The sequence below is a fragment of the Metasolibacillus sp. genome (assembly GCF_025291715.1).
Classification (GTDB): Bacteria; Bacillota; Bacilli; order Bacillales_A; family Planococcaceae; genus Metasolibacillus; species Metasolibacillus louembei.
Map to the genome: position 1 here is coordinate 17,838 of NZ_JAMBIZ010000034.1, position 22,062 is coordinate 39,899.

23 protein-coding genes are annotated in these 22,062 nt (G+C 37.2%); 12 read left to right on the plus strand and 11 right to left on the minus strand.

What is annotated here, in order from left to right; genetic code table 11:
- Positions 1-69: 69 nt before the first annotated feature.
- The gene (locus tag M3Z76_RS16645; protein WP_293928888.1) at positions 70-945 is read right to left on the minus strand and encodes a VOC family protein; all 876 of its coding nucleotides are present in this window, start codon (positions 943-945) and stop codon (positions 70-72) included.
- 379 nt (positions 946-1,324) lie between these two features.
- On the opposite strand from M3Z76_RS16645, the gene M3Z76_RS16650 reads away from it, so the two are divergent.
- The 4 genes from M3Z76_RS16650 (at position 1,325) to M3Z76_RS16665 (ending at position 3,665) form a co-directional block, all read left to right on the plus strand.
- The gene (locus M3Z76_RS16650) at positions 1,325-1,489 is read left to right on the plus strand and encodes a multidrug ABC transporter ATPase (RefSeq protein ID WP_293928889.1); all 165 of its coding nucleotides are present in this window, start codon (positions 1,325-1,327) and stop codon (positions 1,487-1,489) included.
- Positions 1,490-1,697: 208 nt separating this feature from the next.
- Positions 1,698-2,528, plus strand: a complete 831-nt coding sequence (locus tag M3Z76_RS16655; protein WP_293928891.1) for an aldo/keto reductase — start codon at positions 1,698-1,700, stop codon at positions 2,526-2,528.
- A gap of 14 nt (positions 2,529-2,542) precedes the next feature.
- Positions 2,543-3,364, plus strand: a complete 822-nt coding sequence (locus tag M3Z76_RS16660) for an aldo/keto reductase (protein ID WP_293928892.1) — start codon at positions 2,543-2,545, stop codon at positions 3,362-3,364.
- Positions 3,365-3,440: 76 nt separating this feature from the next.
- Complete coding sequence (locus M3Z76_RS16665) at positions 3,441-3,665, plus strand: phosphate-starvation-inducible protein PsiE (protein ID WP_293928894.1); 225 nt, start codon at positions 3,441-3,443, stop codon at positions 3,663-3,665.
- Between the two features lie 34 nt (positions 3,666-3,699).
- Here M3Z76_RS16665 and M3Z76_RS16670 read toward each other — a convergent pair whose 3' ends face one another.
- From M3Z76_RS16670 to M3Z76_RS16685, 4 genes are all read right to left on the minus strand, one after another.
- On the minus strand, positions 3,700-4,323 hold the full coding sequence (locus tag M3Z76_RS16670) for a LysE family translocator (RefSeq protein ID WP_293928896.1): 624 nt from the start codon (positions 4,321-4,323) through the stop codon (positions 3,700-3,702).
- Between the two features lie 234 nt (positions 4,324-4,557).
- Entirely contained in the window at positions 4,558-5,406 is an 849-nt protein-coding gene (locus M3Z76_RS16675; RefSeq protein ID WP_293928898.1) for an RluA family pseudouridine synthase, read from the minus strand.
- A gap of 55 nt (positions 5,407-5,461) precedes the next feature.
- Entirely contained in the window at positions 5,462-5,932 is a 471-nt protein-coding gene (locus M3Z76_RS16680) for a thioredoxin family protein (protein WP_293928899.1), read from the minus strand.
- A 1-nt stretch (position 5,933) separates the two neighbouring features.
- Positions 5,934-6,359, minus strand: coding sequence for a disulfide oxidoreductase (locus M3Z76_RS16685; protein ID WP_293928921.1), 426 nt, complete (start codon positions 6,357-6,359; stop codon positions 5,934-5,936).
- A gap of 197 nt (positions 6,360-6,556) precedes the next feature.
- On the opposite strand from M3Z76_RS16685, the gene M3Z76_RS16690 reads away from it, so the two are divergent.
- Both M3Z76_RS16690 and M3Z76_RS16695 read left to right on the plus strand, forming a co-directional pair.
- On the plus strand, positions 6,557-7,669 hold the full coding sequence (locus M3Z76_RS16690; RefSeq protein ID WP_293928900.1) for a GAF domain-containing sensor histidine kinase: 1,113 nt from the start codon (positions 6,557-6,559) through the stop codon (positions 7,667-7,669).
- An 11-nt stretch (positions 7,670-7,680) separates the two neighbouring features.
- On the plus strand, positions 7,681-8,331 hold the full coding sequence (locus M3Z76_RS16695; RefSeq protein WP_293928901.1) for a response regulator transcription factor: 651 nt from the start codon (positions 7,681-7,683) through the stop codon (positions 8,329-8,331).
- A gap of 39 nt (positions 8,332-8,370) precedes the next feature.
- On the opposite strand, the gene M3Z76_RS16700 is transcribed toward M3Z76_RS16695, so the two are convergent.
- From M3Z76_RS16700 to M3Z76_RS16710, 3 genes are all read right to left on the minus strand, one after another.
- The gene (locus M3Z76_RS16700; RefSeq protein WP_293928902.1) at positions 8,371-8,658 is read right to left on the minus strand and encodes a hypothetical protein; all 288 of its coding nucleotides are present in this window, start codon (positions 8,656-8,658) and stop codon (positions 8,371-8,373) included.
- Between the two features lie 27 nt (positions 8,659-8,685).
- Positions 8,686-9,585 (minus strand): cation diffusion facilitator family transporter, encoded by a 900-nt coding sequence (locus M3Z76_RS16705; protein WP_293928904.1) that lies wholly within the window; start codon positions 9,583-9,585, stop codon positions 8,686-8,688.
- An 88-nt stretch (positions 9,586-9,673) separates the two neighbouring features.
- Positions 9,674-11,026, minus strand: coding sequence for a hemolysin family protein (locus tag M3Z76_RS16710; RefSeq protein ID WP_293928906.1), 1,353 nt, complete (start codon positions 11,024-11,026; stop codon positions 9,674-9,676).
- Positions 11,027-11,850: 824 nt separating this feature from the next.
- On the opposite strand from M3Z76_RS16710, the gene M3Z76_RS16715 reads away from it, so the two are divergent.
- The 5 genes from M3Z76_RS16715 (at position 11,851) to M3Z76_RS16735 (ending at position 18,796) form a co-directional block, all read left to right on the plus strand.
- On the plus strand, positions 11,851-13,593 hold the full coding sequence (locus M3Z76_RS16715; RefSeq protein ID WP_293928907.1) for an ABC transporter ATP-binding protein: 1,743 nt from the start codon (positions 11,851-11,853) through the stop codon (positions 13,591-13,593).
- Complete coding sequence (locus tag M3Z76_RS16720; RefSeq protein ID WP_293928908.1) at positions 13,590-15,326, plus strand: ABC transporter ATP-binding protein; 1,737 nt, start codon at positions 13,590-13,592, stop codon at positions 15,324-15,326. The genes M3Z76_RS16715 and M3Z76_RS16720 overlap by 4 nt, the downstream gene beginning before the upstream one ends.
- A 73-nt stretch (positions 15,327-15,399) precedes the next feature.
- Positions 15,400-16,230 (plus strand): GNAT family N-acetyltransferase, encoded by an 831-nt coding sequence (locus tag M3Z76_RS16725; RefSeq protein WP_293928910.1) that lies wholly within the window; start codon positions 15,400-15,402, stop codon positions 16,228-16,230.
- Positions 16,231-16,384: 154 nt separating this feature from the next.
- Positions 16,385-17,464, plus strand: a complete 1,080-nt coding sequence (locus M3Z76_RS16730) for a LuxR C-terminal-related transcriptional regulator (RefSeq protein WP_293928912.1) — start codon at positions 16,385-16,387, stop codon at positions 17,462-17,464.
- Positions 17,465-17,542: 78 nt separating this feature from the next.
- Positions 17,543-18,796 carry an MFS transporter gene (locus M3Z76_RS16735; RefSeq protein WP_293928914.1) on the plus strand — a complete coding sequence of 418 codons (1,254 nt, stop codon included), beginning with the start codon at positions 17,543-17,545 and terminating at the stop codon, positions 18,794-18,796.
- 86 nt (positions 18,797-18,882) lie between these two features.
- On the opposite strand, the gene M3Z76_RS16740 is transcribed toward M3Z76_RS16735, so the two are convergent.
- Positions 18,883-19,803 carry a hypothetical protein gene (locus M3Z76_RS16740; protein ID WP_293928915.1) on the minus strand — a complete coding sequence of 307 codons (921 nt, stop codon included), beginning with the start codon at positions 19,801-19,803 and terminating at the stop codon, positions 18,883-18,885.
- 362 nt (positions 19,804-20,165) lie between these two features.
- Here M3Z76_RS16740 and M3Z76_RS16745 point away from each other — a divergent pair, with 362 nt between their 5' ends.
- Positions 20,166-20,555: a hypothetical protein gene (locus M3Z76_RS16745; protein ID WP_293928916.1), complete on the plus strand. Its 390-nt coding sequence runs from the start codon at positions 20,166-20,168 to the stop codon at positions 20,553-20,555.
- A gap of 112 nt (positions 20,556-20,667) precedes the next feature.
- On the opposite strand, the gene M3Z76_RS16750 is transcribed toward M3Z76_RS16745, so the two are convergent.
- Entirely contained in the window at positions 20,668-21,228 is a 561-nt protein-coding gene (locus M3Z76_RS16750) for a manganese efflux pump MntP (RefSeq protein WP_293928918.1), read from the minus strand.
- 69 nt (positions 21,229-21,297) lie between these two features.
- Complete coding sequence (locus tag M3Z76_RS16755) at positions 21,298-22,023, minus strand: TerC family protein (protein WP_293928923.1); 726 nt, start codon at positions 22,021-22,023, stop codon at positions 21,298-21,300.
- Positions 22,024-22,062 lie beyond the last annotated feature (39 nt).

The following is a 22,062-nucleotide window of genomic DNA, read 5'->3' on the forward strand; positions in this document are numbered from 1 at the left end:
TCATTAATTACAACGAAATGAGCGAGGGATTATTCTCAACAAAAAAACTGCTCCAAAATTGGAACAGTTTTAAATCGTAAACAGGATGCGGATTCCATTCGGGTCTTCCACTGAAAAAATTTGTGTGCCACCATGAAGTGGAGCGTGTTCATATTGCTCTATATTGAAGCCTGCTGCTATTAAGTTATTTTGAATTTGCTGTGCCACTTCCTCATTTTCCAAAACAACGGTAAATGATTGTAGTCCGACCTGCTGTGATGAAGGCTTGCTGCCATTTGCGCTATGCCAAGTATTTAAGCCGATATGATGATGGTAATTGCCTGTTGAAATAAAGAGCGCCTGCTTTCCATAGCGAGCGACAACATTGTAATTAAGCACGTTTGTGTAAAATTGCTCTGATTGTGCGATATCTGCAACAGATAGATGAATATGTCCAATCATCGTACCTTGTGGAAGGCCATTCCAGCCACCATCAGCTTCTGCTAAAATCGAATTGAAGTTTAGCTGCTCTGTGTACATTGTGACATTGTCATTCTGCCATTGCCAGCTACTTGCAGGACGATCTACATAAATCTCAATCCCATTGCCATCAGGGTCATTTAAATACAGTGCTTCACTGACCCCATGGTCTGCTGCACCGAGGCGGATATTGTGCTGAACAAAATGCTGTACGATATTGCCTAAATCTTTCCGGCTCGGCAGCAATAGTGCAATATGATACAAGCCTGTTAAGCCATCATGTAATGGCAGGGCATTGTCTACTTTTATTAAGGATAAAAAGCTTGTTGTGCCATCAACTGTTAAATAAGCTGTTTGCTCATCCTGCTGTAAAATTTGAAAGCCAATAATTGTTGTGTAATATTCAAGTGAACGTTGTAAATCAGCCACTTTTAGCTGTACATGTGATGTATACATATTCGGTTTTTGATGAAAGTTTATAGTCATATAGATGCTCCTTATAGATTGGACTGTATATCAAATTTAACATATTCCTCGTGAATATGTACGTGAATTGACTTATCTTTATATACAAAAAAACACCCGTACAGTCCGAGTGTTTTGTAGTAGTTGCCTAATTAGGCGTAAAGATTAGTCTTTTTTAGCGAATGGTTTGCCTTCGTAACCACCAGTGAAGATTGCAGTTAAGAATGCTACACAAATGCCAAGAATTAATAATAATTTCATGGAAGTATCCTCCTCATGTATATAAACTCTTTTATTAGTATAGCTTATAAGTAGTAACTTTACTATGGTTATTTTGTGTCTAAATAGGTTAAACTTATGCATTTTCGGGAATAGAAAAGAAAAAAGGAGGGGGCTTAAAATGGAGATAAATAAGAAGCAGCCAACAAGCGGGCATATGGTGAACGATATGGAGGATTTAAAGCAGTTAGGTAAGCAAATGGAAAATATGCGAGATGGTCAACAGCTAGAGGAGGATGACCGCATCGTAGATCCACAGCAATTTGATAAATTAGACGAGAAGTGAAAATTCGCAAATATATATGAGAATTTCGCAGATATGTCATGAAAAAACGCAGATATAATTTGAAATTCGCAAATATATTTAAAAAAACGCAGATATATTCTATTTAGTCATTTGGATTTCATTCCATTGAAATTCAAATGGCTTTTCGGTGTGTAAGGTTCGTCTCTCGAAAGAATTCGGTATATAATAAAATAAAGGGGGTATAAAAATGCAATTGCAAAGTACAAAAAAATTAGCTAACGGTGTAGAAATGCCAATTTTAGGTTTAGGTGTCTACAAAATGACAGACCGCGATGAAACGCTTGCTGCTATTACGAAGGCACTACAAGTAGGCTATCGCGCAGTGGATACCGCTGCACTTTACTACAATGAAGCTGAAGTAGGTGAAGCGATTCGTCACTCTGGCGTGCCGCGCGAAGAAATCTTCGTTACGACAAAGGTTTGGAATTCGGATCAAGGCTATGACAACACATTACGAGCCTTTGAAACATCGTTGAAGAAATTAAATATGGACTATGTCGATTTATATTTAACACATTGGCCTGTGGCAGATAAATTCGTTGATACATATCGGGCAATTGAGCGCCTTTACGACGAAAAGCTAATTCGTGTGCCAGGCGTATCGAATCATCATCAACACCATTTAGAGCAGCTTCTTGCAAGCGCAAATATTGCGCCAGTAGTCAATCAAGTAGAAGTGCATCCATATTTATCACAGCAAGCTTTGCGTGCATTTTGTGCCGAGCAGCATATTGCAGTAACAGCATGGTCGCCGTTAGGGCGTGGTGGCGTGCTAACAGATGAAACGATTCAGCAAATTGCTGAGAAATATGGCAAATCATCAGCACAAGTTGTGCTACGTTGGCATTTACAGCACGACATACTTATCATTCCGAAATCAGTAAAGGCACAGCGCATTGAAGAAAATGCACAAATTTTTGATTTTGAATTAACGGCACAAGATATGCAAACGCTTGACGCATTAAATCAAAATAAACGCTTTGGGCAAGACCCAGACAATTTTAAATTTGATTTCTAAGGGGGAACTTATTTATGACAATTTCAAAAACAATCACATTAGCAAACGGTGTAGAAATGCCACGTATCGGTTACGGCGTATTCCGTATGAAGGAGCATGATGTTGCAGTTGATGGTGTAGCACAAGCATTAAAAGCAGGCTACCGTGCAATTGATACAGCAGCAATTTATCAAAATGAGGAAGCGGTAGGGGAAGCAATTAAAGCTTCAGGTATCGATCGCTCAGAGTTATTTATTACGACAAAGGTTTGGAATGCAGACCAAGGCTTCGATAATACATTGCGCGCTTTTGAAACATCATTAAAAAAATTAAATTTAGATTATATTGATTTATATTTAACACATTGGCCAAAGCCAACATTAGCGGACACATATAAAGCAATTGAGCGCCTTTATGATGAAAAGCTAATTCGTGTGCCAGGCGTATCGAATCACCATCAACACCATTTAGAAGAAGTATTTGCAGTAGCAAATGTGAAGCCAATGGTCAACCAAATCGAGTGTCATCCATCTTTGTCACAGGATGCATTGCGTGCGTTTTGCGCAGAGCATAACATTGCGGTAACAGCGTGGGCGCCACTTGGTACAGGTATTGTCTTTACACATCCTGTTGTCAAAAACTTAGCTGAAAAATATGGCAAAACACCAGCACAAATTGTGCTACGTTGGCATTTAGAAATTGGTAATATTGCTATCCCGAAATCTGTAACGCCAGAGCGTATTACAGAAAACTTAGATGTATTTGACTTTGCGCTTGCAGCAGATGAAGTTGCTGCTATTACAGCATTAAATACATTCCATCGTACAAGTGCTGACCCTGATAATTTTGACTTTTAATTGTGAAATGTGCCAAAAGGGAAACAAACTATGATAAAATATGAATGTATATCGATATAATAGGGAGGACTTTCCAATGGCATCAGTATCACATGCGAATGCAAAAATTGCACCAGAGCGCTTAGAGGAAGCTTTAGCAAAGCGTGACCGCTTAATTATTGAATTATTAGTGCAAGTGCTTGATGAGCAGCTAGTAATTGAACGCCCTGTATTACGTGAGCGTTTAAGCAACCTAGTACAGCTATCAGACAATGATGATGAGCTAAAAGAAACAATCTTTGCATTAATTAACAAGCTATAAAAAAATGGCAGTTGGGAATTCCCCAGCTGCTATTTTAATTTGCCTTTTCCAAAGCTAACTTTACACCAAACAAAATCAATACAGCACCTGTCACACCTTCCATCACTTTTTGCGTAGATGGTTTATTCATAAATGAGCGGATTTGGTGTAGCAAGTAGACATAGCCAATAAACCATAGAGCAGTCAACGCTGTATACGTAATACCCATAATGAAAAATGGCAACAATGGATTAGCATTTGTTGCTAAAAATTGCGGTAAAAATGTTAAGAAAAAGACCGCTACTTTCGGGTTAAGTAAATTCGTTAAAAAGCCTTGCATAAAGCTTGATTTGCTATCATTTTTATGTGGCACGGCATCGACAAGCTGCGGCTTTCTTTTTGTCATGGCAATCAACGTTTTAATACCGAGGTAAAGTAAATACATTGCTCCGATATATTTAATAATGGAAAAAACAACAGCTGATTTGACAATAATAGCAGAGAGCCCAAGCACAGCAGCAGATGTGTGAATCATTAAGGCACATAATGTGCCAGCCATCGTCTGCAAGCCAGCCTTTTTATTAATGAGTAGCGTATTTTTTGTAACAATGGCTGTATCAGGTCCAGGTAAAATGATGAGCATAACACACATAAAGAGGTAAAGCATAAAGTTTTCCATAAGCAACCTCATTTCTCATATAGAATAATTGTTCAATATTGTAACAGAAATAAGTGAAAATTCGCAATACTATTTAAGGAAATAAAAATAAGCTTGTTTGACAAGGCGATAACCTTAGTCAAACAAGCTTATTTTTCGTTGAGCGAATTTTAGCTTTGGATGAGCGAAATTGCTGATTCGTTGAGCGAATATTGACTTTGGATGAGCGAAATTGTCACTTCATTGAGCGAATCATTACTTTTGAACTACATTATCCTTTACAACAACTCGTTCATTTATAAAAGGATGCTGGAATTCAAGCTGAATGGCATGTAATTCATAATCATTCGTTGCTGTTTGGCGTGCATTGTATAAGGTATCACCGATAATGGGGTGACCTAAATGTGCCATATGGACACGAATTTGGTGTGTGCGTCCTGTTTCTAATATAACGTGGACAACACAGCTATTTTTAAAGCGTTGCACCACCTCATAATGAGTAACTGCATGCTGACCTGATGCTGAAACGACGCGTCTTGTATTATGGTGACGATCCTTGCCAATCGGTGCATTGATGACACCGCTATCTGTACGGATATTGCCTTGTACTTCAGCAGCATATGTGCGAATAATCGTTTTTTCCTCAATCATTCGATCAAATACTGATTTTGCAATTGGGTGCTTCGCGACAAGAAGTAGCCCTTTCGTTCCTTGGTCAAGGCGATGCACATGCTCAGCATAGCTGCCACCGTTTGCTTGAATATGTGCCATCACATGATTCATACATGTATTTGTATCATTTGCCTCGTTTGGATGTGTTGACATACCCTTTGGCTTTGAAACGATTAAGCAATGCTCGTCCTCATAACGAATAGCCACTTCGCATTGAGCAGTTGGCTGATAGCTTGAGGAAGGAGCAGGGAAATCAAATTTTAATAACGTCCCAGTCGTGAGCGGTTCCTTCCATATAGCAGCAGTGCCATCCTGCAATGTAACGGCCTTTGCCATGCGCAATTCATGGACGATTTTTTTGCCTAAGCGCCACTCTTCACGTAGCAGCCGTTCAATTGTTTGACCATCTTGTTGTATTGTATAGGTAAACATAGGTATCCTCCTAAAAAATAATCGTGCACCGAAAATATTCGGAGCACGATAGTCATTATTGTGCGTTTATATTATTGAAAAATTCCTTGATTGTATCAACATCATAGTCGCCAACCATGCGTGTAACTTCTTTACCATTTTCGAAATAAATCAATGTTGGTGTAGCCTCTAACTTATATTTATTCCATTGCTCAGGAAATTCTAAAACGTTTAATTGATCAATATGAATGTCTAGCTCATCGGCAGTAGGCATTAATTTTGGTGTCATTTGCTTACAGTATCCACACTCTGGACTGAATAGATAAGCATAAACAGGTTCACCTGTTGCAATTTTCTTTTCTAATGCATCTGGTAAAATAATATTTTGATAGTTTTCATCATTCAACTGATCGATTGTGGATTGTCTTAAATCTTCCTTACCATAAGGATTATTTTTTAATTTACTATTGTTTGACATATTCGTTAGTACAATAATCGCTATAAATAAAACAACGATAACACCACCAAAAATAGCAAGCTTCTTCATTTTATTTTTCCTCCTTTAAAACGCGTAACATATAAAAGCTAATTGCTGCAATTATTACAAATGCAGTTAAGGCTAAAAATGGGATTGTAATAAATCCAAGCCAATTAATATACTGTCCTGTACAAGGAACAAGACCGCAAGCAGGAGCTGTTGATTGTAAAAAATCAAGCTTCTGGATGCTGTAGTGGTAAAGTGAAATGCTCCCACCAATACAAGCAAATACGGCTGTTGTTACGGCGATGCGTGCATTTTTTTGGATGTAGGCAACCGTTGTCATAATCACAATTGGATACATTAAAATTCGCTGATACCAGCACATTTCACAAGGGGTATATTGCCTAATTTCAGAGAAATAAAGCGAGCCAAGTGTTGCAACTAATGACACGACCCAAATAGCAAGCAGACCATTTTCTAATTTTTTATTCATCATTGTTTCTCCTACATGTCAAAATGAATGATACGTATTGATTATAGATAAAAGGCCCAGAGAAGTAAATTGTTTAGATTATGAATACTTTGTGAGTAGGATTTCACAATTGATTTCAGCCAAAAGTATGAGCATCGTATGCATGCAATGAGTAGTGATTCAATGATATGATAATGGAAAGAAATTCGAGGTGAATCATGAGCTTAAATCATTCAAACATTACGATACTAAAAGAAATTGCAGAATTGTTAAATGAAGAGACGGAAATGATTCCAATGCTAAAAGGTGCTTTATCCAAATTTTTAAATGGTACAAAATTTGATACAGGCTGGATTTTTTTTATTGATAGTAAAGGGAAATCCAAGCTCGTGGCGCATGAAAATTTACCGCAAGCATTAGCTAAAAATGACTGTCAGCATTTAAGTAAAGGGGGCTGCTGGTGCGTATCGCGCTATCGCAATGATGAGCTGATGAAGGCCTCTAATATTATTGAGTGTCAGCGCATTGAAGGCGCAATGCAGGATAGCGATGACGATACAGGTGGTATTACACATCATGCGACAGTGCCGCTGCAATCAGGACAGGAGCGCTTCGGTATTTTAAATGTCGCGTCAAAAAATACGGTGCGCTTTACAGAGGAAGAGCTAGAGCTTTTAGAATCGGTTGCCTTTCAAATGGGCTCTGCTATCAAAAGAATTTATTTAACGAATGAGCAGCAGGAAATTGCATTAGTACAGGAGCGCAATCGCTTAGCAAGGGATTTACATGATTCGGTGAATCAGCTGTTATTTTCAGTAACACTGACATCACGTGCAGGTATTGAAATGAGTGACCAGCCTGAAATAAAGGAAACCTTTAAAGAAATTCAAGAGCTGACACAGGAAGCATTAACAGAAATGCGAGCACTTATTTGGCAACTGCGTCCAAAAGGCTTAGAAAGCGGTCTTATTGAAGCGATAAAGGTCTATGCTGAAATGCTTGGCTTAAAGCTGATTGTCAATGTTTCAGGTGTTATTCAGCTACCTTCACGCATTGAGGAAACATTGTTCCGCATTGCACAAGAAGGATTAAACAATATACGGCGCCATGCAGGGGTGAAAATAGCAGAGCTTTATGTGACAGTGACACAAACAGATATTTTGCTTGTCATTAAAGATGAGGGGCGAGGCTTTGTTATTGACCCAAAGGCTCGAATACCATCACTTGGTATTCAATCGATTAAAGATCGAGCGCAGGCTATCGGCGGGACAGCTGATTGGGTGAGTGAAATTGGCAAGGGAACGGAGCTATTAATCCGTCTGCCATATTAGGGGGTAATGAAATGATACGTGTCTTAATTGCAGATGACCATCATGTCGTAAGAAGGGGACTACTCTTTTTTTTAAAAACACAAAAGGATATTGAAGTAGTAGGGGAAGCGAAAAATGGCGTAGAAGCAGTACAATTAGTTAAAGAGGTGCAGCCTGATATTGTGCTGATGGATTTAGTGATGCCTGAACTGGATGGCATTCAGGCGACAAAGCGCATTAAAGCATTGTATCCAACGATAAAAGTATTAATGCTAACTAGCTTTGCGGATAAAGACCATGTACTTCCAGCAATTGATGCAGGCGCATCGGGCTATCAATTAAAGGACATCGAGCCAGATGATTTAGTGCATACGATCCGTCAAATTATGCGCGGAGAAAACATGCTGCATCCAGAAGCAACAACACAGCTGGAGGAGGGCTTGCGTGAGGAGGAGCAAAAGCTTCATGTACTCAATCCATTAACACCGCGAGAGCAGGATGTACTAGCAGAGCTAACAAAGGGCAAAAGCAACCGAGAAATTGCTGCTTCTTTATTTGTGACCGAAAAAACAGTGAAAACACATATTTCTAATATATTTGCCAAGCTACAGGTACAAGACCGCACACAGGCAGCTTTATATGCAGTGAAGCATGGGCTAACAGAGGGCAGTGGGCAGATGTAAAAAAACGCAAGGGGTGTAAATAACGATAGCCCCTTGCGTCTATTTTTGAAATTCCTCACTCCATTCATCAATCTTCATTTTCAAATAAGCCCCACCGATTAGAAGAACTAAAATGGCAATTGCTATGACAGAGGCGTTCGTTATATTTTCTTGAAGTGTTCCTAGCTCATTATTTGCATACAGCTGTATAAACGGTACAATGATGCTAGCAATAATGGAAAATAAAATATATTTTCTCCAGCTTCTTTTTTCTTTATTTACATAGCTAAATTGATGAAGCTTTTGAAAAATGATGGTCCAAGCGATAATCAGTAAAAATATTTTCATGGAAACACCACCTAACTAGTGTATTTTTTAAAAATGATAGTCTCCCTCTGTTGGAGTAGGAATTTCATGTGGTTCAATATGCACGAGCACAACGCAATATGGATTGAACTGTTTCACTGTATTTTCGATTTGCTCAGTAATCTCATGGCTTTCCCAAACATTTAAATAAGGGTTGACAGTGACTGTCACATCAACAAATGACATATTGCCATGCATGCGTCCTTTAAAGTCTACTAGAGTGATGACCCCGTCTACTTTATGAATAAGCTCGCAAAGCGCCTCAGTATCCTCTGTATTAAAGCCATCTGTTAAGGTATGCACAGCCTCCCAAAAAATTTCTACACCTGTTTTGACAATAATAACACTAACGAGCAATGCCGTAATAACATCAATAATAGGAAAGCCTACAATCGCAGCTCCAATTCCGATTGCTGTACCGATACTAACGAGGGCATCTGAACGATTATCATAGGCGGCCGCCTTGACAGCACTGCTATTAATTTTATTGGCTAAAGCAATATTGTAACGGTAAACGCCATACATAATAACAGCGCTAATAAGTGCAACAACAGCTGTTAGCATAGAAGGTGTGGCATGTGTTGGGTGCCAAATACTTTGAACGGAAGAAACAAGCACTTGCAGACCGACAGCAATCATAATAAATGCTGCAATGAGTGAAGCAACCGTTTCCGCACGGAGATGCCCATATTGATGGTCATCATCTGCTGGCTTTTGTGAAATGCGCAAGCCAATTAACACAGCAACAGAGGCGATAATATCCGTTGTATTGTTGAGCCCGTCCGCCTTTAAAGCAGCAGAGCTCCCAATATATCCAACAATTAATTTCATTGCACTAAGTACGATATAAGTTCCAATAGATAACCAAGCGCCTTTTTCACCGGCACGTAAATTTGTATATAGCTCCACAATGTTTCCTCCTAGAAAGACTTTTAGACATGACAAAGGAGCCGTCCGAAAAGATATAATCCTTTTCGGACAGCCCCTAACACTGACATTACATTTCTTCAATTAAATTATTTTCAGGAATTTCTTCTTCTGCAAGCTTTTTTACTTCAACATATAAAATATGATGACCATCGGATTCTTTTATTGTAAATTGGTAGCCATATGCCTCAAAAGAGTCTCCTTCTACGACATCAAAGTGCTGTGTCATAATCCAGCCGCCAATTGTATCAATATCTTCATCTTCAATTTCAATACCTAAAATATCATTGACGTTTTCTAACAGCATTTTTGCGTCAATAATATAATGGTTTTCACTGATTTCTTGTACTTCAGGTATTTCATCTTCATCGAATTCATCTTGAATATCGCCAACGATTTCCTCGATAATATCTTCAATTGTGACTAAACCAGAAGTTCCACCGTATTCATCCATTAAAATGGCTAAATGGATGCGTTCCTGCTGGAATTTTAATAGTAAGTCACTAATTGGGATTGTATCAATAACACGAATAACAGGCTGCATATATTCCTCTACTTTTGTAGCTCCATTTGCAGGATCTTTAACGAAAGCGGTAAGTAAATGCTTCATGTTGACTAGGCCAACAACATGGTCCTTGTCACCATCCGTAATTGGGTAACGTGTATATTGTTCAACGCCCATTAGTTCGAAAACTTCGCGTAATGTTTGGTCTTTCTCAATGCTAATAATTTCAGTACGGGGTACCATAATTTCCTTTGCGATTCGATCAGAAAACTCGAAAATACTATTTACATATTCGTATTCCGAGTGGTTAATTTCTCCACCTTTTAAGCTGTCTGATAAAATCATACGAAGCTCTTCCTCGGAATGCGCTGCCTCTGATTCAGAAACCATTTTTAAACCGAACATACCTGTAATTGCGCGGGCTGAGCCATTTAATGTGCGAATAAAAGGATACATAATGTTATGGAATAAAATAAGTGGTCCTGCTAAGTTTAACGTGACAGCCTCCGCCTTTTGAATAGCTAAAGTTTTTGGCGATAATTCCCCTACGACAACGTGTAAAAACGTTACAAGTAAAAATGCAATAATAAACGAAAGGAACGATGTAATGCGACCTTCCAAACCGATTAATTCAAACAATGGATGTAAAAGAATTTCAAATGTCTTTTCACCTAACCATCCAAGTCCAAGCGCAGTAATCGTAATACCTAGCTGACATGCTGATAAATATTCATCTAAGTTGGCAATTACTTTTTTCGCTTTAATCGCTTTTTTATTCCCTTCAGCGACAAGCTGGTCGATTCGTGTAGTCCTCACTTTTACTATGGCAAACTCAGTTGCAACGAAAAATGCCGTAGCAGCAATTAATAGAGCAAATGCTACAAGCCTTATGGTTAGCTCTCCTATATCTCCGTCCAAATAAATCCTTTACTTGCGGCCCGAATGAGGGTGGCAAATAAAGAGTACACCTCCTGTTATTAAAAAATTTTTGAATACTTTTATCATAAAATATTTCAAAGAAAAAAACAATTTTTGCTGATGATTTTTTTATCAAGCGTGTTAATTAGCCTTTATTTTAAAGAGGATACTAATGAATAGCCAATATTTACATAATCACCATATTTGTTTTTTATTTATAGGTATTATTAATTTCAAGTTTTCGTCATCGACAGAATTCACAAAAACATTTTATTTTTCAAAAAATATTGACGAAGTAAATTTCTGTATGCTAATCTTAAGGGGCACTAAATAATTTAAGGAAATGGAGGGAAGGATTATGATGATTTTATTAAACAACAAAACAACTAAACATTTTAATCCGGACCTGTAACGTATTCTTTTATTATTTGCTTGAACGCGCATAATGAATGGATGATACAGGCACGTCCCTGTATCTCTTTTTTTAGGCATGTATCCTAATTAAATGGGGATATATGCCTTTTTTTGTGTGTATGCTGTGCAAAATTAGATGGAGGAGGACATCGGATATGTTCAAACAATTTCAAGCAAAAATTTTAAAAAGGGAATCGCTGGATAGTGGATAGTGTAGCTTTAACTTGATTCAGCGGGAAATCCCTCTAGTGGGATGAATGCAAAAACATTGCAATCAGGAGGAGTAGCAAGCTCTCTGCTGATTCAAGTTAAGCCTCTGGTGGGGGTCATGACTTTCTCTTACAAACAGGAGAAAATCCAAATGCCATTACACCGAGGTGTAATTGATAGGAAAGTAGGTAAAAAAGAGTATGTTTGATGTATTAGGAAAATTAACATGGTTTTTTAAACAGCATTGGAAGCGTTACACCATTGCGATTGTATTGCTTATTTTAGCAAGTGTTGTGGAGGTTATTCCACCTTGGATGATTGGGCAGGCAATTGATGAAATGACAAAAGGTTTGATGACAGGCAAGCTGCTTAGCTATTATTTAGTTAGTATGCTGCTCATCATTATTGTTAGTTATTTAATGAATTTTGTATGGCAATATCAATTATTTGGTGGCGCAATTACGTTAGAGCGTATGTTGCGCAAGCGCTTAATGCACCAATTTTTAAAAATGACGCCAACATTTTATGAAAAAAATCGTACGGGTGATTTAATGGCTCGTGCAACAAATGACTTAAATGCTGTGTCGTTGACAGCAGGCTTTGGCATTATGACATTAGTTGATTCAACGGTCTATATGGCAGCGATTATTTTAGCGATGGGCTTCGCCATTTCGTGGAAGCTAACATTTTTCGCTATGCTACCTGTGCCGATTATGGCGATTATTATTCAGTATTTAGGGAAAATTGTCCACGAGCGTTATATGACAGCGCAAGAAGCATTTGGTGAGCTGAATGATGATGTGCTTGAGTCTGTTGCAGGGGTACGAGTTATTCGTGCCTATGTACAGGAAACGAGAGATAAAGGACGCTTTGTCAATAAAAGTGAGGAAGTGTTCCAAAAAAACATTCATGTAGCCAAAATTAACGCATTGTTTGGTCCAATCACAAAGGCCGGTACAGCGATTTGCTATGTTGTGGCATTAGGCTATGGGGCGGTTTTAGTATCAAATGGTGAGCTATCGGTAGGTCAGCTTGTTACATTTAACGTCTATTTAGGTTTAGCGGTATGGCCGATGTTTGCGATTGGTGAGCTGATTAATGTTATGCAGCAAGGGAATGCCTCACTTGACCGTGTACAGGAAACGCTTCATTACGAGGCGGATGTACAAAATCCAGCACAGGCAGTTGCATTACAAGCACCAACGGCAATTGGCTTTAATGAATTTACATTCCAGTATCCTTTGTCACAGGTGAAAAATTTACAGCAAATTTCAGTTGCCTTAAGGCAAGGGCAAACATTGGGGATTGTTGGAAAAACAGGTGCTGGTAAAACAACATTTGTTAAGCAACTATTACGAGAATATCCGCTAGGTGATGGGCAATTGACAATTGGAGAAGTCGATTTAGCACAGCAAACGAAGGAGCAAGTGTTAGATTGGATTGGCTATGTGCCACAAGATCATGTATTGTTCTCAAGAACAATTCGAGAAAATATTTTATTTGGGAAAGAAGATGCAACAGAGGCGCAAATTGCTGATGCAATTCGACTTGCGCATTTTGAGCAAGATTTGAAAAACTTGCCGATGGGAATGGAAACACTTGTAGGAGAGAAGGGTGTTTCGCTATCGGGTGGACAAAAGCAGCGTGTATCCATTGCACGTGCACTCATTAAAAATCCTGAAATTTTAATTTTGGATGATTCTTTGTCAGCTGTTGATGCGAAAACAGAGGCGAAAATTATCGACAATATTCAAAATGAACGTAGTGGTAAAACGACGATTATTACAACACACCGTTTATCAGGCATTCAGCACGCAGATCAGATTATCGTGCTAGATGAAGGGATGATTACAGAGCAAGGTACACATGAAGAGCTTCTTGCACAAAATGGTTGGTATAAAGAGCAGTTTGACCGCCAGCAGCTAGAGGGGGAATCTGAATGAGTACAAGTAAACGATTGTATCATTACGCATTATTATTTAAAAAGCCAATATTAGTAGGGCTCGTTTTATTAACATTAGCAGTTTTTACAGATTTAGCAGGACCATTTATCGCTAAGCACATTATTGATAACTATATGACACCAGGAGATATTGCTGTTAAACCGTTAACATGGCTATTAATTGTCTTCTTCGGGTTATCAATAGCGACAGCAATTTTACGTTATTTTATGTATATTTATTTGCAAATTGGGGCAAATCGTGTTGTACAGCAAATGCGCCAAGATGTCTTTGGACATATTCAAACATTGCCAATTCACTACTTTGACAACTTACCAGCCGGCAAAGTCGTGGCACGTGTAACGAATGATACAGAGGCAGTGCGTAATTTATATGTAACAGTGCTATCACAATTTGCAACAAGCATTATTTCCATTGCAGGGGTTTATATTGCATTATTTATTTTAGATGTGAAGTTAGGGTTAATTGCCTTAGTTGTGATTCCATTTATTTACGTGTGGATGATTGGCTATCGTAAATTTGCTTCTAAATACAATCATGTTATTCGTACAAAAATCGCTGATATTAATGCGATGATTAATGAATCGATTAATGGAATGACGATTATTCAAGCATTCCGCCGTGAAGACCAAATGAAAAAGGAATTTGCGGAGATGAATAATGAGCATTACGAGTATGAGCGGAAGCTATTATTTTTAGATTCAGCAACATCCTTTAATTTAGTAAACGTATTGCGTTTATTAATGTTTATGGTGTTTATTTATTACTTTGGTACGCAGTCGATGACGATGCCTGAAGCAATTACAGCAGGGACATTGTATGCGCTTGTTGACTATTTAACGCGCTTATTCAATCCGATTGTCCAATTTGTTAATCAGTTCTCACAGCTAGAGCGCTCATTAGTGGCTGGCTCTCGCGTATTTGAGCTGTTGGATCAAAAAGGGGAAGCGGTAAGCGAGGAGCGCATCCCACGTTACGAGGGCAATGTGGTATTTGACAATGTTTCCTTCGCTTATAAAGATGATGAGTACGTCTTGAAAAATTTAAACTTTGAAGCGAAGAAAGGCGAAACAGTGGCGCTTGTCGGGCATACAGGCTCAGGTAAAAGCTCTATTATGAACTTGTTATTCCGCTTCTATGACCCACAAAAAGGGCATATCACAATTGATGGGCAAAATATTACCAGCTTGCCGCGCCAATCAATTCGTGACCATATGGGTATTGTGCTACAGGACCCATATTTATTTACAGGTACAATCGCTTCCAATGTGAGCTTAAATGATGAGCGTATTTCACGCGAAGCAGTTGAAAAAGCATTAGCTGCAGTAGGTGGCGAGCGCGTTTTGGCAAATTTAGAAAAAGGACTAGATGAACCAGTAATTGAAAAAGGAAGCACGCTGTCATCAGGGCAGCGCCAATTAATTTCCTTTGCACGTGCACTAGCATTCAATCCAGCGATTTTAATATTAGATGAAGCGACATCGAATATTGATACGGAGACAGAGGAAATTATTCAGCATGCTATGGACGTATTAAAGCAAGGGCGTACGACATTTATTATTGCGCATCGTCTATCAACAATTAAAAATGCTGATAAAATTCTTGTACTAGATCGTGGTGAAATCGTTGAGCAAGGCACACATGATGAGCTGTTAGCATTAGGTGGTCGCTATGAAACGATGTACCAGCTACAGGCAAATTCATTGAATGGCTAAATCAGAGGAGCTGCCGATTTTTCGGCAGCTTTTTTATATGGATGAATGAATTAGATTTTTTAGGGGGATTACCATGACAACAAATAAGCAGCTCGCACAATTTCTGGCATTGCTAAACAACGAGCCAGCACATCATATAGGCTACTGTGGTGAAAATGTAGAAGAAATTGAGCAAGCTTTGAGAGAAGATTTTACAGAGGATGCTTTTGTTATTGCATATGCTAATGAGCATATTACAGCAGCAATTGGCTTAGATATAGATGGCACAAGTGCGGAAGTATGGGGACCATTTATGCAACAAGCGGAGCAAGCACCATTGCTAATTACTATGTGGCAGCAGCTTTTAGAAAAGCAGCCAAGCATTACGAAGTTCCAATTTTTTATTAATGAGCAAAATAAGCTAGCAATCGAATTTGCAGAGGCAATCGATGCTAAGCAAACAGGACAGCATGCAGTTTTATTATGGCAACAGCAGGAGCAACAAGCAGAGACATCCTTCCATTTTTATGAGCCACAATTTTATGAGGCTTTTGCAGCAATACACAATGCTGCATTCCCCAATACGTATTATAATGCAGAAACAATTATTAAGCGTTTAAGCAATGAAAATGAATTGCTATTACTTGTCAATGAAGAGGGACAGCTACAAGGCTACGCATATATTGAGGTAGATGCTCTATATAAAAATGCAGCTATTGAATATATTGCAATTGCGCCCGCTTTTTGGCGACAAGGGTTAGGTACAAAGCTATTAATGATGGTACTTGCCCATATAGGTAGGGTACATCAAATTTCAGAAGTTCGATTAACGGTAGATAGAGCGAATGAGGCAGCACTGCGGTTATATAAAGCAGCAGGATTTACTGTAAAGCATGAACTAATCAGCTATTATTTAATAAAATAGTAGAATTGGCTTCTTTTAATCAGGTATAACTAGAGCAAGAAATATATTGTTAATAAAGATTTAATAGGGTTGTCCAAAAAAACTTTTTGGGCAGCCCGCTTTCTTTTCTATGATAAAATAAACGTAAAATATGCATACATTTGTAGGTGATAAAATGATAAAGCCTGTACAGTTTGTTTTATTTTGCAAAATACATCGTAGCAATTTAATGCAAAATATTAGTTCTTATGTGCAGATGGAGGAAGGGCTATCCTTTGAAGAAAAACAAGAGATCATTGAGTTTGCAGATCACTTTTTAAGCTTTGTTATTAAACAAAGTGATGCTGATGAGCTAAATAATTTAACAAATCAGCTACAGTTGTTTATTCAAGTGCATTTACGCCAAATATCAGGACAGTTTTTAAATATATTTCGTGCCGTTTTTGAACAAGCAACATTGCGTTTATTATTTGATCAAAAGCATCCACAAATCGAGCCGCTCTTTCTTTTTTTATCAAATTGCATGATGGGCTTAATGCAGCAATATTATGTATCAGTTGATGCGTCGCATGAGCGGTTGACATTTGATATGAGTGGACTTAGTAAAATAGATGAAGTATTAATTCGTGCTTCTAGCGCAGTGGAATTGCCAGCCATTTTGGAAGAAGTGAAGAGCATCTTCCAATTTAAGCGCTGTATTTTTTATGTATATATCCCATGGAAAAATGAGTTTCAAGGAATGTTCGGAGATCAACTAGAAATTATCCAAAATATTAAGGGAAGCTTAACCGCAGATTTACCCATTTTTAGCTTGAAGCAGCCACTCTATTTGCGGGAGCCGTATCCGTATATTGATAATGAATTGATTCAAAAATTCAATTTGTCATCAATGATTTTTATTCCTGTTATCAATGGAAGTCAATTATACGGGTGGCTAGAGCTTGATCAAAAAGGGGATTTCTTTCCATATTCACAAGTGCAATTAGACACATTAGAGCTTGTCGGAAAGCGGCTTGGGCTGTTGTTTTCACGAAAGCCTGTAACCTCTCAGCTTGAACAGCATTCAGGGCTGACGGAGAAGGAGCATAGTGTACTTTATTTAATCGCAGAAGGCTATAGCAATAAAGAAATTGCTACTACTTTGTTTATTAGTGAATTTACAGTGCGTGACTATGTGCAAAGGCTCCTTGCTAAATTGCAGGTTAAAAATCGCACACATTTAGTTGGAGAAGCGTTTAAACGAGGCATTTTATAGAAATCAGGTTGCTTATTTACTACGAAGAACGTATATTTAGATTATCGAAATAAATGTCTGTAGAACGAGGTGCGATAAGTGAGAAAATGGCTTCAGGATTGGGGCAAAAGCTTAAAATCTTTTAATCGAAATATACGCTTATTTATTTTATCCAATGTGCTTATCCAAATTGGCATGGGTGTTTTCAGCGTGATGTACAATTTATATATTCGAGAGCTTGGCTTACCTGAGTCTGTTAATGGCAGCGTTATTTCAGTGACATCGCTTGCGACGGCAATTATGCTTATACCAGCAGGGCTACTAAGCGATAAGCTAGGGCGCAAATGGCTATTAATTATTGGCTCAACATTGACAGCTGCCTTGCTTGTTGGACGCAGTGTTGTCACAACAGAGCAACCGATGTTAATGCTCGCTTTCGGTATGGGAATTGTTTGGGCATTAGCACAAGTTTCAGGTGTGCCTTTTTTAGCTGAAAACTCAACTTCACGTGAAAGAATGCAGTTGTTTAGTATTCATTTTGCACTTGTAACTGTAGCAAATGTTGTTGGGAATTTATTAGGCGGGATTATTGCAGATGGCTTGCAATGGCTCATGCATATGGAGGAAGTACAAAGCATTCAAATAGCGTTACTAGCAGGTTGTGTCATTTTCTTCTGTGGTCTATTCCCACTGTTCAAATTAAAGCCAGCAGTTGTTGTAAAGAAGGAAAAAGTGCAGGAGTTAAATGTAAATAAGGAAGCCGGCTGGTCATTTAATTTAAAAATGATACTGTTTTTCGGCACAGCGAATTTACTCGTTGGCTTTGGAGCAGGCTTAGTTATTCCATATTTAAATTTATACTTTGCCAATCGCTTTGATGCGTCCAACTCATACATTGGATTGATTTTAGCACTCGGCTCTGCTATGACAACTGTGGCAATGCTAATTGGACCTATGCTTGTCAAGCGTGTTGGTAAAGTAAGAGCGCTTGTCCTATTTCAGCTTATGTCGATTCCATTTTTGTTTTTAACAGCTTTTACAAATTCATTGTTTTTAGCATCGCTCGGCTTTTTAATGCGCCAAGCATTGATGAATGCAGGTAACCCAATTCAAAGTGCTATTGCGATGGAGGTTGTTCATGACAAATATAAAGGATTAGCTAACTCTGTCAATCAAATGGTCTTTAATTTAGGCTGGGCGGTTATGGGCTTACCAGCAGCATATCTCGTTACAACATATGGCTCTTATTGGGGCTATGCCTATGCGTTCTGTATTACAGGTAGTTTATATTTAATTGCCTCGACATTTTTCTATATTACATTTGGGCGTAAATATACGTTGAAGGAAGAATAAATAAAAAAGCACCTAAACATTTAGTAAAATACTAGTGTTTAGGTGTTTTTGATTAAACATAATACTAGATGAAAACGCGTAATAAACTATTTGTTATCAAGATAATATAAAACTTCATCTTCATTTAAACTAGAAACAATTGCAATATACATATCATCTTGTTGATACTTAATTGTAATTAAGTCTTCGTTAGCAGAGTTTTGATGATAAGCTATTTCATATAATATATCTTTATACTGTTTTTTTATAAATTGGTGTTCATCTAAATTATTAAAGATAACAGGTGCTTTCTGTTGGATGACAGATAATACATCTTCAGACTCTGTTTGTAAGTATTGATCTACTAATACATTATCTAATTTAATACTAGAGTTAGATTTTTTGAAGTCCTCTTGTAAACTCGATTCTAAATTTAAAGAGTTACCAATTAAATTTTCTGCCAAATTAATAGATTGAGGTGAAGTTGGATAACTATTATCTGTTTGATAGCCTTGAGATCCTCCAACAACCCATGTTTGCCATACTTCAGTTCCACAAGCATATGTTGATGAATCTAGACCAGAGATTGTTGATATACCAACTGCAGCAGAGCGATTTACTGGACCTAGTGGTATGTTTCGATTCCAATTGACAGTGTAGTAGGTACCTTGATAAAGTCGTTGTCCAAAAAGTGAATTATCATAAACTACTGTATTTGAGTTTTCAGTATTATAAGATGTAGACATACCACCTTGTACAAAACCTTTAGAAATAGAGGTGATAATTACAGTATGGTTTTTCAAATTAAATGAGCTAGTATTATATGCGCCAGCAGTAAAATGTAAGCGTGCATCATAAACGCCATTACAATTTTCAGCCAATAATCCTGTTACTGAATATGTTCTAGCCACAGAGGAACCTGTACCGGAATTTGGTAGATAAGTACCCCAGCTGTAAGCTAAAGATTTACTTGGGGATAAACTTATTAATAAAATTAATATTGTTAAGAATGTAAATACTTTTTTCATTGTAGTGCTTTTAAAGTATAAATTGGTTAATAATTATCTTCCGCAAGTAATTATTTTATATATAATAATGTGAGTTTACTATTTTTTATTTTTAAATACATACAATATAAATATTTGTGTGAAAATGATAAATTAACCTTTTTCAACTCCTTTCATAGTATAAATAATACCTATAGAAGATAAATTATGTAAATATTGTAACTTATATAATTTGTAAATTCAATATATTTAGGTTATAAAATATATAATTTTATGGTTGTTTTTTATATGTATAATAAATATAGATTATGTTTATTGATGTTAAGGAGGGTTGAATTTTTTATTATTTTGCATTAAAATAAATAATGAACAGGAGGGATTGGATGAAAAAACAAGTTACCCTTTTATTATTATTTGTGTTGTTGTTGACTAGTTGTGCCAACTCATTAACTAAGTTAGAAGATAGGCTTTTAGATGCAGGAATTAAAAATATTGATAAAGTGATTATTATTGATGTCCCTACCAAAGAAAAGCGTATAATAGATGATCAACAAGTATTAGAGGAATTTATTTATCATATGGGAGGTACAAGAATCATGCCACAAGAAAATGAGAAAGAAGAAAATGCTCAATATGTGGTAGAGTTCTATGATCAAGGAAACTCATTTAACTATTATGTTCCTATAACTTCAAAAGAGCGTGGAGATTATACAAATGATAACCCAATATCTGTTGTAGAAAACTTTTTTAAAAAGGCACCTGTGATTGAGTAGTGCTGTATAATAGAAGATTTATTTAAAATATATATTATGAAAATAAGGTATGAATAGAGGTATCATCATTCTATTCATACCTTATTTTAATTTGTGCAAAGCCACTTATTTATTAAGCAAAAATTTCAAAAATACCAATACCTATAAGAAGCCAGCCGGCAATAGCTGTAGAGTATCGGCCAATAAAGCTTTTTGCTAATAAAATGCCGAAATGGCTGCCGATGGCTATCGTAATAAAGGAAAAGACACCAATGGAAATAACCATCGCTATTGTTGAAATATCATTTGCTCCAATAGCAATGCCTGTTGCTAAGCAATTAGCTGATAAGATGAACCCAAGTATAATGGCATCTTTTAGGGCAAGGATGGCGCTATGATTTTTATCAAATGATTTTACATGATTTCCTTTAGCTAATCGCTGTGACAATAAAGTCCATGTACCAATAATACATAGCAAGAGACTACCTAATAGATTGGCTAAATAAACTGAAATATAATCACTTAATGTCTCACCAATTGTGATAGCTACATAGGTCACAGCCATAGATAATAACGCAATAACAGCGTTCGAGATAATAGGGATTGTTATTCGCTTGATTCCATATGCTAAACTGATGCCTAAATTATCTAAATTTACGGCTATCCCTACGAGAATAATAGTAATCCACTGCATCAAACCCACCTCGAACCCATTATATGAGTAAAATACTATTTGGTTCGATATTGATTTATAAATATTGCCTTAAGCAATTTTAAGCTTTTTTAAAAAATGGATAGCAAAAGTAATTGTAAAGACAATAATTAACACGACAAAAAACATGTAGTGTGGCACATGGATACCAACTATACTAACAAGCATTTTGAGTGCAACGATACCGATGATAATAAAGGCAGCTTCCTCTAATTCAGGTATTTTTTCAATAACGCTTAAAAATAAACCTGCAATTGTTCTCATCATGACGATGCCTAGCATTCCGCCAATCATTAATATCCATACTTGATTAGAGATGGCAAATGCAGCAAAAATGGCATCAAGTGAAAATGCGACGTCCATTAACTCGATCATAATAACGGTTGCCCAAAAGCTTCCAAACAGTCGAACTAACAGACCTGATTTTTTAACTTCCTTAACGCTATCTGCCTCTCCTATATGTGCGAAATGAGCGATACATAGCCACCCTAAATACAGAGCGCCAAGCAATTTTATAAACCAAAAATCTACTAAATAAACACCGATTCCTATAAACAAAAAGCGAAAAAAGTAAGCACCGAACATACCATACATTAGCGCTCGTTTTCGTTGTTTATTTGGTAAATGCTTCACAAGTACTGCTAGTACAAGTGCATTATCTGCTGATAGCAAGCCTTCGATGATAATAAGTGTTGATATTAATCCCCAAGAGACCGGATCAGTTAAAATTTCCTTCCACATGTCACCGTCAACCCAAATTGAACATTTTTTGCTCATTAAGGATGAACACTTTTTATTCGGTAAAGATTCTTTGTT

Excerpts from the sequence above, each read along its gene's own strand:
- M3Z76_RS16645 (WP_293928888.1), bottom strand. The coding sequence starts at position 945 with ATGACTATAAACTTTCATCAAAAACCGAATATGTATACATCACATGTA.
- M3Z76_RS16650 (WP_293928889.1), top strand. The coding sequence starts at position 1,325 with ATGGAGATAAATAAGAAGCAGCCAACAAGCGGGCATATGGTGAACGAT.
- M3Z76_RS16655 (WP_293928891.1), top strand. The coding sequence starts at position 1,698 with ATGCAATTGCAAAGTACAAAAAAATTAGCTAACGGTGTAGAAATGCCA.
- M3Z76_RS16660 (WP_293928892.1), top strand. The coding sequence starts at position 2,543 with ATGACAATTTCAAAAACAATCACATTAGCAAACGGTGTAGAAATGCCA.
- M3Z76_RS16665 (WP_293928894.1), top strand. The coding sequence starts at position 3,441 with ATGGCATCAGTATCACATGCGAATGCAAAAATTGCACCAGAGCGCTTA.
- M3Z76_RS16670 (WP_293928896.1), bottom strand. The coding sequence starts at position 4,323 with ATGGAAAACTTTATGCTTTACCTCTTTATGTGTGTTATGCTCATCATT.
- M3Z76_RS16675 (WP_293928898.1), bottom strand. The coding sequence starts at position 5,406 with ATGTTTACCTATACAATACAACAAGATGGTCAAACAATTGAACGGCTG.
- M3Z76_RS16680 (WP_293928899.1), bottom strand. The coding sequence starts at position 5,932 with ATGAAGAAGCTTGCTATTTTTGGTGGTGTTATCGTTGTTTTATTTATA.
- M3Z76_RS16685 (WP_293928921.1), bottom strand. The coding sequence starts at position 6,359 with ATGAATAAAAAATTAGAAAATGGTCTGCTTGCTATTTGGGTCGTGTCA.
- M3Z76_RS16690 (WP_293928900.1), top strand. The coding sequence starts at position 6,557 with ATGAGCTTAAATCATTCAAACATTACGATACTAAAAGAAATTGCAGAA.
- M3Z76_RS16695 (WP_293928901.1), top strand. The coding sequence starts at position 7,681 with ATGATACGTGTCTTAATTGCAGATGACCATCATGTCGTAAGAAGGGGA.
- M3Z76_RS16700 (WP_293928902.1), bottom strand. The coding sequence starts at position 8,658 with ATGAAAATATTTTTACTGATTATCGCTTGGACCATCATTTTTCAAAAG.
- M3Z76_RS16715 (WP_293928907.1), top strand. The coding sequence starts at position 11,851 with ATGTTTGATGTATTAGGAAAATTAACATGGTTTTTTAAACAGCATTGG.
- M3Z76_RS16720 (WP_293928908.1), top strand. The coding sequence starts at position 13,590 with ATGAGTACAAGTAAACGATTGTATCATTACGCATTATTATTTAAAAAG.
- M3Z76_RS16725 (WP_293928910.1), top strand. The coding sequence starts at position 15,400 with ATGACAACAAATAAGCAGCTCGCACAATTTCTGGCATTGCTAAACAAC.
- M3Z76_RS16730 (WP_293928912.1), top strand. The coding sequence starts at position 16,385 with ATGATAAAGCCTGTACAGTTTGTTTTATTTTGCAAAATACATCGTAGC.
- M3Z76_RS16740 (WP_293928915.1), bottom strand. The coding sequence starts at position 19,803 with ATGAAAAAAGTATTTACATTCTTAACAATATTAATTTTATTAATAAGT.
- M3Z76_RS16745 (WP_293928916.1), top strand. The coding sequence starts at position 20,166 with ATGAAAAAACAAGTTACCCTTTTATTATTATTTGTGTTGTTGTTGACT.
- M3Z76_RS16750 (WP_293928918.1), bottom strand. The coding sequence starts at position 21,228 with ATGCAGTGGATTACTATTATTCTCGTAGGGATAGCCGTAAATTTAGAT.
- M3Z76_RS16755 (WP_293928923.1), bottom strand. The coding sequence starts at position 22,023 with ATGAGCAAAAAATGTTCAATTTGGGTTGACGGTGACATGTGGAAGGAA.